The sequence below is a fragment of the Borreliella burgdorferi B31 genome (assembly GCF_000008685.2).
GTDB classification, from domain to species: domain Bacteria; phylum Spirochaetota; class Spirochaetia; order Borreliales; family Borreliaceae; genus Borreliella; species Borreliella burgdorferi.
Window position 1 is genome coordinate 1 of record NC_000955.2, and the last position, 18,777, is coordinate 18,777.

Sequence of the window (18,777 nt, forward strand, 5' to 3'; positions counted from 1 at the left end):
ACTCAAAACTTTACCCTTTAAATTGCTAAATTTAACTTGAAAATACTAAACTTTAACCCAAAATAATAAAACTTTAACTTGAATTTTTCAAAATTACAAAACTTTAACCCAAAATGGTAAAACTTTAATTTTTTGTAATTTTTACATAAAAGTGTTAACTTTAAAATCCCAAACTTTATAATTTTGGAAAATTATCAATACTTTTTTAATTTATTCTTTATTTTCAAAATAATCTTTATATACTTATATATTATGTATAAGTCTGTAAAAGAACAACAAGAAAAAGGAATAGATCATACATGCAGAATACTTATTCTTACCGAAACAATATTTGAAATAAATTTAATATTAGAAAATTATTCTCAAAAAACTCTACTCAAAAAGTATAACGAAAATCTCAAAAACAAAAATCTACCTCCTAGTAATATATCAACAATGAAAAAATACTTAAATCAATTAGAAAAAGAAATAAAAATCATAGCAAAATTCTATTTTAAAAACGATCAATCTCTAATTTATTATAAACTTAATTATACCCTAGAAAAAATTTGGTTAAAACTAATAGAATTATTCTACAAAGAATTAAAACAATTTATACAAAAGAACACTACTACTTAATTGTAAATACATTATAAAATAATCTTATTCAAAACTTTAGAAATATATTGTTTTACGCTAAAAAAATTTAAAAAATACTGTGCCATATTTGTAATATAAATTTAATATAATAGGGGGCTAATTCATTATGGATGGAGTAATTAACGATACATTGGTCGCAAGAATGAAAAAGCAAATTAAATTTAATAAGAATAAGTTAATCATTCTTGTCAAAACACTAGATCATATGAATAAAGAATTACTTTATAGTGCAAATAAAACTTACAATTATGTCTTAATACAAAACAATTTTAATGAGGCTCTAGCTAAAACTTATCAACTTAGGGTTAATTATAAAACCCTATTAGAATATCTTGAAATATTAGAAAAAAATCCAAAAGTAATCTTAAAACGTCCCACAAATAAAGAAAATGAAAGCTTTATAGGCCTTTATACACTCCTTTACCCTTTAGAAGATTGTTGCACTAAAATTTATAATTCTCATCCTAATATTTAAGCTAATATAATCCAGAAAATTATTTTTGCGAAATAGCATAATGCTTTAGAGTATTAAAGGCCTAATAAAGAACAATTAAAACTAAAAAATATATAAATAAACCGTAAATTAGGAAAATTAATGTTACACCAAATGAATAGGGCTTAAAACAATTTCCTTTAAAGAAATTTCTCTAAGCCCTACTTCATTGCTTATTATTACGTCAATTCGAGCATAAAGCCGAACTAATTTATAGTATACCAAAATTAAACTATAGTCAAGTTATATTTTTAATAAAAGAAAAGAAAACTATAATTTCTAAAATTTTAAATAATATAACTAAATTTGCTATAAAAGTATTTACTTTTATAGCAAATTTAGTTATATTTAAATTGCTTATTTCATTCGTTAAGGAGAGTTTGCCAATGCATAAAATCAAAACAACAAATAACAACCCTAGAAATTGTTATAATAAAGTTCAATACAAATTGATAGTTCTTATTTCAACAATATGCTATCTAAACAAAACACATAAGAAATATACACAAAAAACCATACTCTATTACTTTAATGAAAATCTAAGAAAAAACGGTCAAACTATTTCTACGCTAAGAACTATGCAAAAGTATATTTATAGACTACAAAAAGAAATAAAAGTCACAACAAACTACTATCAACATATGGGGGTAAATTCGGGTACGGAAATTTATTACAAGCTTAATTATCCTAAAAAAGATTGTTATCATAAAATAAACCAGCACTTTAAAGAAAAAAAAGAAACAAGATTTCAAAATAGAGTTACTAACTATTTCAACAAAAATTCTGATTCAAAAATGGGTAGTGTACAGTGTGAATCATGTAATAGTAATAAAAATAATATAAAAGAAGAAAGAAAGATTAATGAAATAGAAAAGTATCAAGTAATAAATTATTTCAATAAATGCAACTTTTCATGTAAAGAAATTCTTTCAATTTTATTAAATTTAAATGTTGATAAAGATACTATGATCAAAATAATTAAAACCATAAAAAGAACTGATATTAAAGCAAAAAATAAAAATATTTACTTTCCTAAATCTTGCAGTAAAGAAAAACAAGAAAAATTAAAGAAAATTCTATGCAACACTCAAAAAGAATTAGAAAAAAGTGGATACAATTCAGAACAATTAGAAACAAATTTTCAAAAAATATACGAAAATTACAAATATAAACCCCACTTTATTATTGAAAATCATAAATATAGCGATCTAAGTTACATAAAGCGTAAATTAGAAAAGTCAATTGAAAGAAAAAAAGAAAATTCTAAACAAGATTATAAAAATTTGAGAACAAATATTTTTAATATTCTTATTGAACAACTAAAAAAAGAAACAAATATTGAAATTCTAAAGCCTATTATAAAAGAATATTTGAATAACCAAAAAAAAATAGAATACAAAAAAGTATTTAGAATATATTATTCCGAATTATTGGAAATAATAAATGGAAAACATTATTCAAATTTGAAGAAATTTAGAAAAAAATCTGTAGGATAAAAATTATCATGCTTAAAACATGAAATAGCCGAATTTAGAACAATAGACATATATACTTTATAGTAAAAAGTATCATAAATAAGAATACTTTATAAAATGGATATTAGAAAACTCAAAATAACAACAATATATTGATATTAAAAAGTATTAAGAGAATAAAGCTTGAAACTTTACATAATTAATTTAAAATACAAAAACTATAAATTTTAAAATATAAAGATAAAACTAGGTGAAGATAGATGAATAAAAAACCAAATATTTTAACAATAGCAAGTTTGAAAGGCGGTGTTGGAAAAAGTACGTTAACAATTCTTTTTTCGTACCTCCTTAAAGATTTGGGTAAAAAAATTTTAATCGTTGATATGGACCCTCAAAATTCTATAACGTCTTATTTTTCCAATTATGTTCATAACGTTGAAATATATAATACATATAGTATGTTGAAAGGGGGAGTTTCTTTTAATAATTGTGTTGGCAAAATTAATGATCATATTTTTATTATCCCCGCACACCCTATTTTAGAAAATTTTAATTTGGAGCCTATAGATTATAAAGAAATTGTTTTAGAGCTTAGGATTGAACAAAATATTTCGGCCTATGAATTTGATTATATTTTGCTTGATACTCCTCCTCATAGAGATTTTTTGGTTAAAAATGCCTTAAATATTACAGACCATATTATAATACCAGTTCAAGTTGAAAGGTGGTCAATAGAAAGTTTTACTATTTTAATGAATATGATTGAAAATTTTCAAATTATTAAAAAAAAAATATACACTACCTCCATAGTGGAAAATCAATTTATCAAAAATAGAAACACACTAAAAGATATAGAAAGGCTATTGTATGAAAAATATGGTAGTTATGTCAAGGGCAAGATTCATTTTTCAAATGGCATAAAAGTTTTTATAAATGAACTTATAGAGCCCTCTTCTGAAGAAAGCTATTATAAAGAGGCAAAAAAAACTTTACACAATATCCTCGGGTACATAAATCATAAAAATAAATATTTCATAAAGAATAAGTAAAAGTGGTTTAGTTTACTGGAGTGTATAAATCATATAAATAAATATTTCATAAATAATAAGTAAAAGTGGTTTAGTTTTGGAGTGTATAAATCATAAAAATAAATATTTTATAAAGAATTAGTAAAAGTGGTTTAGTTTTGGAGTGTATAAATCATATAAATAAATATTTTATAAAGAATAAGTAAAAGTGGTTTAGTTTACTGGAGTGTATAAATCATAAAAATAAATATTTTATAAAGAATAAGTAAAAGTGGTTTAGTTTAGTGGACTACATAAATCATATAAATAGATATTTTATAAAGAATAAGTAAAAGTGGTTTAGTTTACTGGAGTGTATAAATCATAAAAATAAATATTTTATAAAGAATAAGTAAAAGTGGTTTAGTTTAGTGGACTACATAAATCATATAAATAAATATTTTATAAAGAATAAGTAAAAGTGGTTTAGTTTTGGAGTGTATAAATCATAAAAATAAATATTTTATAAAGAATAAGTAAAAGTGGTTTAGTTTTGGAGTGTATAAATCATATAAATAAATATTTTATAAAGAATAAGTAAAAGTGGTTTAGTTTTGGAGTGTATAAATCATAAAAATAAATATTTTATAAAGAATAAGTAAAAGTGGTTTAGTTTACTGGACTACATAAATCATAAAAATAAATATTTTATAAAGAATAAGTAAAAGTGGTTTAGTTTACTGGAGTGTATAAATCATAAAAATAAATATTTTATAAAGAATAAGTAAAAGTGGTTTAGTTTTGGAGTGTATAAATCATAAAAATAAATATTTTATAAAGAATAAGTAAAAGTGGTTTAGTTTACTGGAGTGTATAAATCATAAAAATAAATATTTTATAAAGAATAAGTAAAAGTGGTTTAGTTTAGTGGACTACATAAATCATAAAAATAAATATTTTATAAAGAATAAGTAAAAGTGGTTTAGTTTACTGGACTACATAAATCATATAAATAAATATTTTATAAAGAATAAGTAAAAGTGGTTTAGTTTACTGGAGTGTATAAATCATAAAAATAAATATTTTATAAAGAATAAGTAAAAGTGGTTTAGTTTACTGGAGTGTATAAATCATAAAAATAAATATTTTATAAAGAATAAGTAAAAGTGGTTTAGTTTACTGGAGTGTATAAATCATAAAAATAAATATTTTATAAAGAATAAGTAAAAGTGGTTTAGTTTTGGAGTGTATAAATCATAAAAATAAATATTTTATAAAGAATAAGTAAAAGTGGTTTAGTTTACTGGAGTGTATAAATCATAAAAATAAATATTTCATAAATAATAAGTAAAAGTGGTTTAGTTTAGTGGACTACATAAATCATATAAATAGATATTTTATAAATAATAAGTAAAAGTGGTTTAGTTTACTGGACTACATAAATCATAAAAATAAATATTTCATAAAGAATAAGTAAAAGTGGTTTAGTTTACTGGACTACATAAATCATAAAAATAAATATTTCATAAAGAATAAGTAAAAGTGGTTTAGTTTAGTGGACTACATAAATCATATAAATAAATATTTTATAAAGAATAAGTAAAAGTGGTTTAGTTTAGTGGAGTGTATAAATCATATAAATAAATATTTTATAAAGAATAAGTAAAAGTGGTTTAGTTTTGGAGTGTATAAATCATAAAAATAAATATTTTATAAAGAATAAGTAAAAGTGGTTTAGTTTACTGGAGTGTATAAATCATAAAAATAAATATTTCATAAATAATAAGTAAAAGTGGTTTAGTTTTGGAGTGTATAAATCATAAAAATAAATATTTTATAAAGAATAAGTAAAAGTGGTTTAGTTTACTGGAGTGTATAAATCATAAAAATAAATATTTTATAAAGAATAAGTAAAAGTGGTTTAGTTTTGGAGTGTATAAATCATAAAAATAAATATTTTATAAAGAATAAGTAAAAGTGGTTTAGTTTACTGGAGTGTATAAATCATAAAAATAAATATTTCATAAATAATAAGTAAAAGTGGTTTAGTTTAGTGGACTACATAAATCATATAAATAGATATTTTATAAATAATAAGTAAAAGTGGTTTAGTTTACTGGACTACATAAATCATAAAAATAAATATTTCATAAAGAATAAGTAAAAGTGGTTTAGTTTACTGGACTACATAAATCATAAAAATAAATATTTCATAAAGAATAAGTAAAAGTGGTTTAGTTTAGTGGACTACATAAATCATATAAATAAATATTTTATAAAGAATAAGTAAAAGTGGTTTAGTTTAGTGGAGTGTATAAATCATATAAATAAATATTTTATAAAGAATAAGTAAAAGTGGTTTAGTTTTGGAGTGTATAAATCATAAAAATAAATATTTTATAAAGAATAAGTAAAAGTGGTTTAGTTTACTGGAGTGTATAAATCATAAAAATAAATATTTCATAAATAATAAGTAAAAGTGGTTTAGTTTTGGAGTGTATAAATCATAAAAATAAATATTTTATAAAGAATAAGTAAAAGTGGTTTAGTTTTGGAGTGTATAAATCATATAAATAAATATTTTATAAATAATAAGTAAAAGTGGTTTAGTTTACTGGAGTGTATAAATCATATAAATAAATATTTTATAAAGAATAAGTAAAAGTGGTTTAGTTTAGTGGAGTGTATAAATCATAAAAATAAATATTTTATAAAGAATAAGTAAAAGTGGTTTAGTTTTGGAGTGTATAAATCATATAAATAAATATTTTATAAAGAATAAGTAAAAGTGGTTTAGTTTTGGAGTGTATAAATCATATAAATAAATATTTTATAAAGAATAAGTAAAAGTGGTTTAGTTTACTGGAGTGTATAAATCATAAAAATAAATATTTTATAAAGAATAAGTAAAAGTGGTTTAGTTTAGTGGACTACATAAATCATATAAATAGATATTTTATAAAGAATAAGTAAAAGTGGTTTAGTTTAGTGGACTACATAAATCATATAAATAGATATTTTATAAATAATAAGTAAAAGTGGTTTAGTTTTGGAGTGTATAAATCATAAAAATAAATATTTTATAAAGAATAAGTAAAAGTGGTTTAGTTTTGGAGTGTATAAATCATAAAAATAAATATTTTATAAAGAATAAGTAAAAGTGGTTTAGTTTTGGAGTGTATAAATCATATAAATAAATATTTTATAAAGAATAAGTAAAAGTGGTTTAGTTTAGTGGAGTGTATAAATCATAAAAATAAATATTTTATAAAGAATAAGTAAAAGTGGTTTAGTTTAGTGGACTACATAAATCATAAAAATAAATATTTTATAAAGAATAAGTAAAAGTGGTTTAGTTTACTGGACTACATAAATCATATAAATAAATATTTTATAAAGAATAAGTAAAAGTGGTTTAGTTTACTGGAGTGTATAAATCATAAAAATAAATATTTTATAAAGAATAAGTAAAAGTGGTTTAGTTTACTGGAGTGTATAAATCATAAAAATAAATATTTTATAAAGAATAAGTAAAAGTGGTTTAGTTTACTGGAGTGTATAAATCATAAAAATAAATATTTCATAAAGAATAAGTAAAAGTGGTTTAGTTTTGGAGTGTATAAATCATATAAATAAATATTTTATAAAGAATAAGTAAAAGTGGTTTAGTTTTGGAGTGTATAAATCATATAAATAAATATTTTATAAAGAATAAGTAAAAGTGGTTTAGTTTAGTGGACTACATAAATCATAAAAATAAATATTTTATAAAGAATTAGTAAAAGTGGTTTAGTTTACTGGAGTGTATAAATCATAAAAATAAATATTTCATAAAGAATAAGTAAAAGTGGTTTAGTTTACTGGAGTGTATAAATCATAAAAATAAATATTTCATAAAGAATAAGTAAAAGTGGTTTAGTTTACTGGACTACATAAATCATATAAATAAATATTTTATAAAGAATAAGTAAAAGTGGTTTAGTTTTGGAGTGTATAAATCATAAAAATAAATATTTTATAAAGAATAAGTAAAAGTGGTTTAGTTTACTGGAGTGTATAAATCATAAAAATAAATATTTTATAAAGAATAAGTAAAAGTGGTTTAGTTTACTGGACTACATAAATCATAAAAATAAATATTTTATAAAGAATAAGTAAAAGTGGTTTAGTTTACTGGACTACATAAATCATATAAATAAATATTTTATAAAGAATAAGTAAAAGTGGTTTAGTTTAGTGGACTACATAAATCATAAAAATAAATATTTTATAAAGAATAAGTAAAAGTGGTTTAGTTTTGGAGTGTATAAATCATAAAAATAAATATTTTATAAAGAATAAGTAAAAGTGGTTTAGTTTAGTGGACTACATAAATCATAAAAATAAATATTTTATAAAGAATAAGTAAAAGTGGTTTAGTTTTGGAGTGTATAAATCATATAAATAAATATTTTATAAAGAATAAGTAAAAGTGGTTTAGTTTTGGAGTGTATAAATCATAAAAATAAATATTTTATAAAGAATAAGTAAAAGTGGTTTAGTTTTGGAGTGTATAAATCATATAAATAAATATTTTATAAAGAATAAGTAAAAGTGGTTTAGTTTAGTGGAGTGTATAAATCATAAAAATAAATATTTTATAAAGAATAAGTAAAAGTGGTTTAGTTTACTGGAGTGTATAAATCATATAAATAAATATTTTATAAAGAATAAGTAAAAGTGGTTTAGTTTTGGAGTGTATAAATCATAAAAATAAATATTTTATAAAGAATAAGTAAAAGTGGTTTAGTTTACTGGAGTGTATAAATCATAAAAATAAATATTTCATAAATAATAAGTAAAAGTGGTTTAGTTTAGTGGACTACATAAATCATAAAAATAAATATTTTATAAAGAATAAGTAAAAGTGGTTTAGTTTTGGAGTGTATAAATCATAAAAATAAATATTTTATAAAGAATAAGTAAAAGTGGTTTAGTTTACTGGAGTGTATAAATCATAAAAATAAATATTTTATAAAGAATAAGTAAAAGTGGTTTAGTTTAGTGGACTACATAAATCATAAAAATAAATATTTTATAAAGAATAAGTAAAAGTGGTTTAGTTTACTGGACTACATAAATCATATAAATAAATATTTTATAAAGAATAAGTAAAAGTGGTTTAGTTTACTGGAGTGTATAAATCATAAAAATAAATATTTTATAAAGAATAAGTAAAAGTGGTTTAGTTTACTGGAGTGTATAAATCATAAAAATAAATATTTTATAAAGAATAAGTAAAAGTGGTTTAGTTTACTGGAGTGTATAAATCATAAAAATAAATATTTTATAAAGAATAAGTAAAAGTGGTTTAGTTTTGGAGTGTATAAATCATAAAAATAAATATTTTATAAAGAATAAGTAAAAGTGGTTTAGTTTACTGGACTACATAAATCATAAAAATAAATATTTTATAAAGAATAAGTAAAAGTGGTTTAGTTTTGGAGTGTATAAATCATAAAAATAAATATTTTATAAAGAATAAGTAAAAGTGGTTTAGTTTACTGGAGTGTATAAATCATAAAAATAAATATTTTATAAAGAATAAGTAAAAGTGGTTTAGTTTACTGGAGTGTATAAATCATAAAAATAAATATTTTATAAAGAATAAGTAAAAGTGGTTTAGTTTACTGGACTACATAAATCATAAAAATAGATATTTTATAAAGAATAAGTAAAAGTGGTTTAGTTTTGGAGTGTATAAATCATATAAATAAATATTTTATAAAGAATAAGTAAAAGTGGTTTAGTTTTGGAGTGTATAAATCATATAAATAAATATTTTATAAAGAATAAGTAAAAGTGGTTTAGTTTACTGGAGTGTATAAATCATAAAAATAAATATTTTATAAAGAATAAGTAAAAGTGGTTTAGTTTAGTGGAGTGTATAAATCATAAAAATAAATATTTCATAAAGAATAAGTAAAAGTGGTTTAGTTTACTGGAGTGTATAAATCATATAAATAAATATTTTATAAAGAATAAGTAAAAGTGGTTTAGTTTTGGAGTGTATAAATCATAAAAATAAATATTTTATAAAGAATAAGTAAAAGTGGTTTAGTTTACTGGAGTGTATAAATCATAAAAATAAATATTTTATAAAGAATAAGTAAAAGTGGTTTAGTTTACTGGAGTGTATAAATCATAAAAATAAATATTTTATAAAGAATAAGTAAAAGTGGTTTAGTTTACTGGAGTGTATAAATCATAAAAATAAATATTTTATAAAGAATAAGTAAAAGTGGTGTAGTTTTGGAGTGTATAAATCATAAAAATAAATATTTTATAAAGAATAAGTAAAAGTGGTTTAGTTTACTGGAGTGTATAAATCATAAAAATAAATATTTTATAAAGAATAAGTAAAAGTGGTTTAGTTTTGGAGTGTATAAATCATATAAATAAATATTTTATAAAGAATAAGTAAAAGTGGTTTAGTTTAGTGGAGTGTATAAATCATAAAAATAAATATTTTATAAAGAATAAGTAAAAGTGGTTTAGTTTAGTGGAGTGTATAAATCATATAAATAAATATTTTATAAAGAATAAGTAAAAGTGGTTTAGTTTACTGGAGTGTATAAATCATAAAAATAAATATTTTATAAAGAATAAGTAAAAGTGGTTTAGTTTACTGGAGTGTATAAATCATAAAAATAAATATTTTATAAAGAATAAGTAAAAGTGGTTTAGTTTACTGGAGTGTATAAATCATATAAATAAATATTTTATAAAGAATAAGTAAAAGTGGTTTAGTTTAGTGGAGTGTATAAATCATAAAAATAAATATTTTATAAAGAATAAGTAAAAGTGGTTTAGTTTAGTGGAGTGTATAAATCATAAAAATAAATATTTTATAAAGAATAAGTAAAAGTGGTTTAGTTTACTGGAGTGTATAAATCATAAAAATAAATATTTTATAAAGAATAAGTAAAAGTGGTTTAGTTTACTGGAGTGTATAAATCATATAAATAAATATTTTATAAAGAATAAGTAAAAGTGGTTTAGTTTACTGGACTACATAAATCATAAAAATAAATATTTTATAAATAATAAGTAAAAGTGGTTTAGTTTAGTGGAGTGTATAAATCATAAAAATAAATATTTTATAAAGAATAAGTAAAAGTGGTTTAGTTTACTGGAGTGTATAAATCATAAAAATAGATATTTTATAAAGAATAAGTAAAAGTGGTTTAGTTTAGTGGACTACATAAATCATAAAAATAAATATTTTATAAAGAATAAGTAAAAGTGGTTTAGTTTACTGGAGTGTATAAATCATAAAAATAAATATTTTATAAAGAATAAGTAAAAGTGGTTTAGTTTACTGGAGTGTATAAATCATAAAAATAAATATTTTATAAAGAATAAGTAAAAGTGGTTTAGTTTACTGGAGTGTATAAATCATATAAATAAATATTTTATAAAGAATAAGTAAAAGTGGTTTAGTTTAGGAGTGTATAAATCATATAAATAAATATTTTATAAAGAATAAGTAAAAGTGGTTTAGTTTAGGAGTGTATAAATCATAAAAATAAATATTTTATAAAGAATAAGTAAAAGTGGTTTAGTTTAGTGGAGTGTATAAATCATAAAAATAAATATTTTATAAAGAATAAGTAAAAGTGGTTTAGTTTAGTGGACTACATAAATCATAAAAATAAATATTTTATAAAGAATAAGTAAAAGTGGTTTAGTTTACTGGAGTGTATAAATCATAAAAATAAATATTTTATAAAGAATAAGTAAAAGTGGTTTAGTTTAGTGGACTACATAAATCATATAAATAAATATTTTATAAAGAATAAGTAAAAGTGGTTTAGTTTACTGGAGTGTATAAATCATAAAAATAAATATTTTATAAAGAATAAGTAAAAGTGGTTTAGTTTAGTGGACTACATAAATCATAAAAATAAATATTTCATAAAGAATAAGTAAAAGTGGTTTAGTTTACTGGAGTGTATAAATCATATAAATAAATATTTCATAAATAATAAGTAAAAGTGGTTTAGTTTTGGAGTGTATAAATCATAAAAATAAATATTTTATAAAGAATTAGTAAAAGTGGTTTAGTTTTGGAGTGTATAAATCATATAAATAAATATTTTATAAAGAATAAGTAAAAGTGGTTTAGTTTACTGGAGTGTATAAATCATAAAAATAAATATTTTATAAAGAATAAGTAAAAGTGGTTTAGTTTAGTGGACTACATAAATCATATAAATAGATATTTTATAAAGAATAAGTAAAAGTGGTTTAGTTTACTGGAGTGTATAAATCATAAAAATAAATATTTTATAAAGAATAAGTAAAAGTGGTTTAGTTTAGTGGACTACATAAATCATATAAATAAATATTTTATAAAGAATAAGTAAAAGTGGTTTAGTTTTGGAGTGTATAAATCATAAAAATAAATATTTTATAAAGAATAAGTAAAAGTGGTTTAGTTTTGGAGTGTATAAATCATATAAATAAATATTTTATAAAGAATAAGTAAAAGTGGTTTAGTTTTGGAGTGTATAAATCATAAAAATAAATATTTTATAAAGAATAAGTAAAAGTGGTTTAGTTTACTGGACTACATAAATCATAAAAATAAATATTTTATAAAGAATAAGTAAAAGTGGTTTAGTTTACTGGAGTGTATAAATCATAAAAATAAATATTTTATAAAGAATAAGTAAAAGTGGTTTAGTTTTGGAGTGTATAAATCATAAAAATAAATATTTTATAAAGAATAAGTAAAAGTGGTTTAGTTTACTGGAGTGTATAAATCATAAAAATAAATATTTTATAAAGAATAAGTAAAAGTGGTTTAGTTTAGTGGACTACATAAATCATAAAAATAAATATTTTATAAAGAATAAGTAAAAGTGGTTTAGTTTACTGGACTACATAAATCATATAAATAAATATTTTATAAAGAATAAGTAAAAGTGGTTTAGTTTACTGGAGTGTATAAATCATAAAAATAAATATTTTATAAAGAATAAGTAAAAGTGGTTTAGTTTACTGGAGTGTATAAATCATAAAAATAAATATTTTATAAAGAATAAGTAAAAGTGGTTTAGTTTACTGGACTACATAAATCATAAAAATAAATATTTTATAAAGAATAAGTAAAAGTGGTTTAGTTTACTGGAGTGTATAAATCATAAAAATAAATATTTTATAAAGAATAAGTAAAAGTGGTTTAGTTTACTGGAGTGTATAAATCATAAAAATAAATATTTTATAAAGAATAAGTAAAAGTGGTTTAGTTTTGGAGTGTATAAATCATAAAAATAAATATTTTATAAAGAATAAGTAAAAGTGGTTTAGTTTAGTGGACTACATAAATCATAAAAATAAATATTTTATAAAGAATAAGTAAAAGTGGTTTAGTTTAGTGGACTACATAAATCATATAAATAAATATTTTATAAAGAATAAGTAAAAGTGGTTTAGTTTTGGAGTGTATAAATCATAAAAATAAATATTTTATAAAGAATAAGTAAAAGTGGTTTAGTTTAGTGGACTACATAAATCATAAAAATAAATATTTTATAAAGAATAAGTAAAAGTGGTTTAGTTTAGTGGACTACATAAATCATAAAAATAAATATTTTATAAATAATAAGTAAAAGTGGTTTAGTTTAGTGGACTACATAAATCATATAAATAAATATTTTATAAATAATAAGTAAAAGTGGTTTAGTTTTGGAGTGTATAAATCATAAAAATAAATATTTTATAAAGAATAAGTAAAAGTGGTTTAGTTTAGTGGACTACATAAATCATAAAAATAAATATTTTATAAATAATAAGTAAAAGTGGTTTAGTTTAGTGGACTACATAAATCATAAAAATAAATATTTTATAAATAATAAGTAAAAGTGGTTTAGTTTACTGGAGTGTATAAATCATAAAAATAAATATTTTATAAAGAATAAGTAAAAGTGGTTTAGTTTAGTGGACTACATAAATCATAAAAATAGATATTTTATAAAGAATAAGTAAAAGTGGTTTAGTTTACTGGAGTGTATAAATCATAAAAATAAATATTTTATAAATAATAAGTAAAAGTGGTTTAGTTTACTGGACTACATAAATCATATAAATAGATATTTTATAAAGAATAAGTAAAAGTGGTTTAGTTTACTGGACTACATAAATCATAAAAATAAATATTTCATAAAGAATAAGTAAAAGTGGTTTAGTTTAGTGGACTACATAAATCATAAAAATAAATATTTTATAAAGAATAAGTAAAAGTGGTTTAGTTTTGGAGTGTATAAATCATAAAAATAAATATTTTATAAAGAATAAGTAAAAGTGGTTTAGTTTACTGGACTACATAAATCATATAAATAGATATTTTATAAAGAATAAGTAAAAGTGGTTTAGTTTAGTGGACTACATAAATCATAAAAATAAATATTTTATAAAGAATAAGTAAAAGTGGTTTAGTTTTGGAGTGTATAAATCATAAAAATAAATATTTTATAAAGAATAAGTAAAAGTGGTTTAGTTTACTGGACTACATAAATCATATAAATAGATATTTTATAAAGAATAAGTAAAAGTGGTTTAGTTTAGTGGACTACATAAATCATAAAAATAAATATTTTATAAAGAATAAGTAAAAGTGGTTTAGTTTACTGGACTACATAAATCATATAAATAGATATTTTATAAAGAATAAGTAAAAGTGGTTTAGTTTAGTGGACTACATAAATCATAAAAATAAATATTTCATAAAGAATAAGTAAAAGTGGTTTAGTTTACTGGACTACATAAATCATAAAAATAAATATTTTATAAAGAATAAGTAAAAGTGGTTTAGTTTACTGGACTACATAAATCATATAAATAGATATTTTATAAAGAATAAGTAAAAGTGGTTTAGTTTTGGAGTGTATAAATCATAAAAATAAATATTTTATAAATAATAAGTAAAAGTGGTTTAGTTTACTGGACTACATAAATATGACATAATTAAGTATGTGGAGGATATATATATGAGCAAAAAAAATAAAAAAAAATTATTTCTTAATGATAGGATTGAACATAATATTATTGATAATTTATCAAATTTAGATACTAATCTAGATAAAAATTTAATGGTTTACAAAGATTTAAAAGAACAATTAAAATTGAATTTATCAAATGAAATTGACACTAAAATTCAAAGAATGAGAATTCTATATGAAATTAAAACAAGAAAACTTTATAAATACGATGGTTTTAAAAGTTTTTCACAATATTTAAAGACTTTTGTGGTTGCTAAAACCCAAGCGTTTTTTTATTTAAAGCTTTACTCAAAAATTTTAGAGGGTAGTATATCTATTGATACGATTAAAGAATTAGGCTTTGAAAATATAAAAAAACATATTTTTAAAAAAAAATCATTCGATTTTAATAATAATAATAAAAGCAAATTAGATAATAAAAATATTTCTATTAGAATTTTTATGAGGGATAAAGAATTATATGAATTTGTAAAGCAAGATATAAAAAGAGCAAGTTATATTTTTAAAGAACTTTTTCAGAATAGAAAAGATGTTTTGACTGATATTGTAACTAAATATGATAATGAAAGAAATTAAATTAAAAGTAAAGGAGTTCTGCAAAAATTCTGCTTGATTTTTGTTTTAAATGTTCTTGTGGGAAATATTATTTCTTATTTAAAATTAAAAATTTAAATGTTGATAAAGATACTATGATCGAAATACTTAAAACCATAAAAAGAACCGAAATTAAAGCAAAAAATAAAAATATACACTTTACTAAATCTTGCAGTAAAGAAAAACAAGAAAAATTAAAGGAAATTCTATGCAACACTCAAAAAGAATTAGAAAAAAGTGGATGCAATTCAGAGCAATTAGAAACAAATTTTCAAAAAATATACGAAAATTACAAATATAAACCTCACTTTATTATTGAAAATCATAAATATAGCGATTTAAGTTACATAAAGCGTAAATTAGAAAAGTCAATTGAAATAAAAAAAGAAAATCCCCAAAAAGATTATGAGAGTCTAAAAATAAATATTTTCCATATTTTTATTGAACAACTAAAAAAAGAAATAAATATTGAAACTCTAAAACCACTTGTAAAAGAATATTTGAATAACCAAAAGAAAATAAAATACACAAAAGTATTTGATACATATTACACGAGGTGACAACATAAAAAAATATTTAAATTCGCATACAAAAGTACTTATTACAAAAGATACCTTTAAATCTTATTTTTTTAGGTTTTTATGGGACAAAAAAAATATTGTAATATTTGATATTTTAAAAGTATATGCTCAAAATCTTTATAAAGAACTTATAAATTCGGAAAAAACATATAATCAAGTTGTTGTAGAAATAGTAGAAAATAAAGAACTAGGATATTCAATAAACCACAGAATTATAAAAGTTAGTTCAAGTAAATCCATTTACTATTAATAAATTCGAAATTAGCTAATTTATTAAATTGTTGTAATAATATTATCCATTATTAGTAATATATATATCTAGATTTTCTTTTAAGAATTTGGTTTGTTAGGCAATATTAAGAAAAACAAGACTACAAGTTAGTCTTGTTTTTCTTATTTACATTCAAACTTGTTTGTTGCTATTCTAATAAGATCGATTAAAGCTCCAACATATAAAAATCCAAATGTAAATAGGTATAACATACCAGTTCCTATTTTACCTACATAAAATCTGTGAACTCCTAAATAACCAAGAAATAAGCATAGTAAAAATACCACAAGTTTATTGTAGTTTTCGGTTTGTTTATTTCTGACCCCGCAAGAAATACAAATCTCAGCATCTTTTTTAATTGTCTTGCCACAAGAATGGCAATATATTTCGTCAACAGCTTTTGACATAGTTTTACACTCCTTTTGAAAATAAAAAATCCCCAATTAATTTAAATTTAATTAATATTATATAACAAATTGTCTCCATTTATTATGTAGTTGGTATTCCTTATTGAACAACTAAAAAAAGAAACAAATATTGAAATTCTAAAGCCTATTATAAAAGAATATTTGAATAACCAAAAAAAAATAAAATACAACAAAATATTTGGCATATATTATCTTGAATTACTAGAAATAATAAAAAATAGAAAACATGATCTAAATTTAGAAAAATTTAGTAAAAAAGTTGTTTAGGTGCTAAAATATGAAAAGTTTATTTAGATTAGTGCAGAAAATTGAGTTCAAAAATACGAATTATTCCATAGAGGCTAAAGAATAAATGATAAAAACACCAATAATTAGTGAAGATCAATTTAAAATAGCTTTAAAATTAATCAAAATGGGTGAAATTATTGTATTTCCAACAGATACGGTTTACGCTATAGGGGCCAATATTTATGATGAATATGCAGTGAGAATGATAAATTTAGTAAAAAAAAAATCCATTAATGAGCCCTTAATGCTTTATGTTGATACAATAGAGAAAATAAAAGAATTATCCAGCCATGTTCCTAAAAGTGCTAAGATTTTAATGGAAAAGTTTAGTCCGGGCCCTTTAACTTATGTTCTTAAAAAATCAATAAAAATACCTAAATTCATTAATAATAACTTAGATACAGTGGCAATAAGAATACCCAAAAATAAAACCGCATTAAATTTAATTAGAAAATTGAAAAACCCTCTTGTAGTATCATCAGCAAATTTATCCAAAAGGCCTAGTTCAACAAGTTTTAGCATGGCTTTAAAAGAATTAAATGGGCTTGTAGGAGGGATAATAATGCCAAAAAAAAATAAAGACTCTAATATTGGCATAGAGTCAACTATTATTGAATTTGACTCGAAAGATAATGTAATAATATTAAGGCCCGGTGCAATAACAAAAAAAATGATAGAAAAAGTGCTAGGCAGTAGATATAAAGTAAATTATGCAAAGGAAACAAAAATAGACTTAAAAAAAATGTTTTCTTATAGGCTAAGAATACCTGTCCATACATTTAAACGCGGGGATAACATAAGAAAATATTTAAAAACGAATACAAAAGTACTTATCACAAGAGACACTTTTAAATTTTATTTTTTTAGTTTTTTATGGGATAAAAAAAATATTATATTATTCGATTCTTTAATAGAATATGCAGAAAATCTTTATAAAGAGCTAGTAAATGCCGAAGAAAAATATGATCAAGTTATTGTTGAAATAGTAGAAAATGAAGAACTAGGGTATGCTATAAATAATAGAATTGTAAAGGCTAGCTCAAATAATTTCATGTAAATTCATTAATAAATTTTTACTATTCTAATAAATTGTTATATGTTTCCCATATATAATGGAAAACATTTTCGAGTACTTAAAATTAAATGCCGTCGAAATTTGTGTTTTAAAAGATATAAAAAAAGTTATTTATAAGTTCTATGAGTCGATTTTAGATATAGAAAATGATGCGGAGACAATAAATATATTGTCTCCGCATAAAAGTCAAAACATTTTAAATGAATTTTTTTTTAATTTGGGGCCAAAAAAGTCTAAAGAATTAATCAACCTTTTTCGTAAAATTAAAGTAAAGCTGGGTGATAATGTGTTTGAAAATAAGGTTTTCATATTCTATTTATGTCTTGATGATGTAGATTTTTTTAAACTTTTGTATGTGCTTGATAAAAGCAATTTTGATGATTATCTAATATTGATTTATGAAAAATTTCTTGCTATAAGAAAAGATTTGAAATTAATATTGAACAATTATGGTTCGAATAACTTGTAATTTAAAGTAAATGTATTAGCCCCTTTTTGGGGCTAATAACATATTCTGTATTTGTAATTTAGGATTGTTGCAATAATATTATCTATTATTGTAATATACAAGATTCACGTTTTGTATGTTGCAGTAAAGGGGCAGTTTTTGTATAGATTTTTGTGTAGAAAAATTTTCATTAATTTTTGGTTACTCTGCTGCTCTAGAAGAGTGTCCTACTTTTTATTAAATTTCTGACTTTATTTTTGCACTTATGATATAAAGAACTGTCCTTTGTATATGATTTAGAATGCAATTATAGCATTATGCCTTTTAATTTAAAGAGCGTTATTTGTTCCTAAAAAAGAAAAGAATTTCAAGTGCATCTAATAAAATAGGAGCCAATAATGGCTCTACAGCTTATACTAAAAAAAACTAATTT

At 20.6% G+C, this 18,777-nt stretch carries 8 protein-coding genes and 3 pseudogenes; 10 read left to right on the forward strand and 1 reads right to left on the reverse strand.

Translation table 11 applies throughout. The annotated features are described in order from the left end of the window. Positions 1 to 252 precede the first annotated feature (252 nt). From BB_RS07325 to BB_RS07355, 7 genes and pseudogenes are all read left to right on the forward strand, one after another. Positions 253 to 618, forward strand: coding sequence for a plasmid maintenance protein (locus tag BB_RS07325; RefSeq protein ID WP_002657161.1), 366 nt, complete (start codon positions 253 to 255; stop codon positions 616 to 618). Positions 619 to 745: 127 nt separating this feature from the next. Continuing rightward, on the forward strand, positions 746 to 1,114 hold the full coding sequence (locus tag BB_RS07330) for a plasmid maintenance protein (protein ID WP_010883898.1): 369 nt from the start codon (positions 746 to 748) through the stop codon (positions 1,112 to 1,114). A 404-nt stretch (positions 1,115 to 1,518) separates the two neighbouring features. Then, complete coding sequence (locus BB_RS07335) at positions 1,519 to 2,628, forward strand: plasmid maintenance protein (protein WP_044283695.1); 1,110 nt, start codon at positions 1,519 to 1,521, stop codon at positions 2,626 to 2,628. A 239-nt stretch (positions 2,629 to 2,867) separates the two neighbouring features. Next, on the forward strand, positions 2,868 to 3,656 hold the full coding sequence (locus BB_RS07340; RefSeq protein ID WP_010883900.1) for a ParA family protein: 789 nt from the start codon (positions 2,868 to 2,870) through the stop codon (positions 3,654 to 3,656). Positions 3,657 to 14,647: 10,991 nt separating this feature from the next. Then, positions 14,648 to 15,235 carry a chromosome replication/partitioning protein gene (locus tag BB_RS07345; RefSeq protein WP_002657148.1) on the forward strand — a complete coding sequence of 196 codons (588 nt, stop codon included), beginning with the start codon at positions 14,648 to 14,650 and terminating at the stop codon, positions 15,233 to 15,235. Positions 15,236 to 15,264: 29 nt separating this feature from the next. After that, positions 15,265 to 15,804, forward strand: a pseudogene (locus BB_RS07350) (plasmid maintenance protein); the annotation flags it as partial. A gap of 7 nt (positions 15,805 to 15,811) precedes the next feature. Continuing rightward, positions 15,812 to 16,084 (forward strand): annotated as a pseudogene (locus tag BB_RS07355) (SUA5 subfamily protein); the annotation flags it as partial. A gap of 143 nt (positions 16,085 to 16,227) precedes the next feature. Here BB_RS07355 and BB_RS07360 read toward each other — a convergent pair. Further along, a complete protein-coding gene (locus BB_RS07360) occupies positions 16,228 to 16,512 on the reverse strand; it encodes a TM2 domain-containing protein (protein WP_014023068.1) in 285 nt (94 codons plus the stop codon). Between the two features lie 99 nt (positions 16,513 to 16,611). Here BB_RS07360 and BB_RS07365 point away from each other — a divergent pair. The 3 genes and pseudogenes from BB_RS07365 to BB_RS07375 all read left to right on the forward strand — a co-directional run. After that, positions 16,612 to 16,800 (forward strand): annotated as a pseudogene (locus BB_RS07365) (hypothetical protein); the annotation flags it as partial. Between the two features lie 85 nt (positions 16,801 to 16,885). Continuing rightward, positions 16,886 to 17,878, forward strand: a complete 993-nt coding sequence (locus BB_RS07370; RefSeq protein WP_002657157.1) for an L-threonylcarbamoyladenylate synthase — start codon at positions 16,886 to 16,888, stop codon at positions 17,876 to 17,878. A gap of 55 nt (positions 17,879 to 17,933) precedes the next feature. Further along, positions 17,934 to 18,365 carry a P52 family lipoprotein gene (locus BB_RS07375; RefSeq protein ID WP_002657151.1) on the forward strand — a complete coding sequence of 144 codons (432 nt, stop codon included), beginning with the start codon at positions 17,934 to 17,936 and terminating at the stop codon, positions 18,363 to 18,365. The last annotated feature ends 412 nt before the right edge of the window (positions 18,366 to 18,777 follow it).

What these genes read in the sequence shown, in the direction of transcription:
- BB_RS07325 (WP_002657161.1), top strand. Translation starts at nt 253, where the DNA reads ATGTATAAGTCTGTAAAAGAACAACAAGAAAAAGGAATAGATCATACA.
- BB_RS07330 (WP_010883898.1), top strand. Translation starts at nt 746, where the DNA reads ATGGATGGAGTAATTAACGATACATTGGTCGCAAGAATGAAAAAGCAA.
- BB_RS07335 (WP_044283695.1), top strand. Translation starts at nt 1,519, where the DNA reads ATGCATAAAATCAAAACAACAAATAACAACCCTAGAAATTGTTATAAT.
- BB_RS07340 (WP_010883900.1), top strand. Translation starts at nt 2,868, where the DNA reads ATGAATAAAAAACCAAATATTTTAACAATAGCAAGTTTGAAAGGCGGT.
- BB_RS07345 (WP_002657148.1), top strand. Translation starts at nt 14,648, where the DNA reads ATGAGCAAAAAAAATAAAAAAAAATTATTTCTTAATGATAGGATTGAA.
- BB_RS07360 (WP_014023068.1), bottom strand. Translation starts at nt 16,512, where the DNA reads ATGTCAAAAGCTGTTGACGAAATATATTGCCATTCTTGTGGCAAGACA.
- BB_RS07370 (WP_002657157.1), top strand. Translation starts at nt 16,886, where the DNA reads ATGATAAAAACACCAATAATTAGTGAAGATCAATTTAAAATAGCTTTA.
- BB_RS07375 (WP_002657151.1), top strand. Translation starts at nt 17,934, where the DNA reads ATGGAAAACATTTTCGAGTACTTAAAATTAAATGCCGTCGAAATTTGT.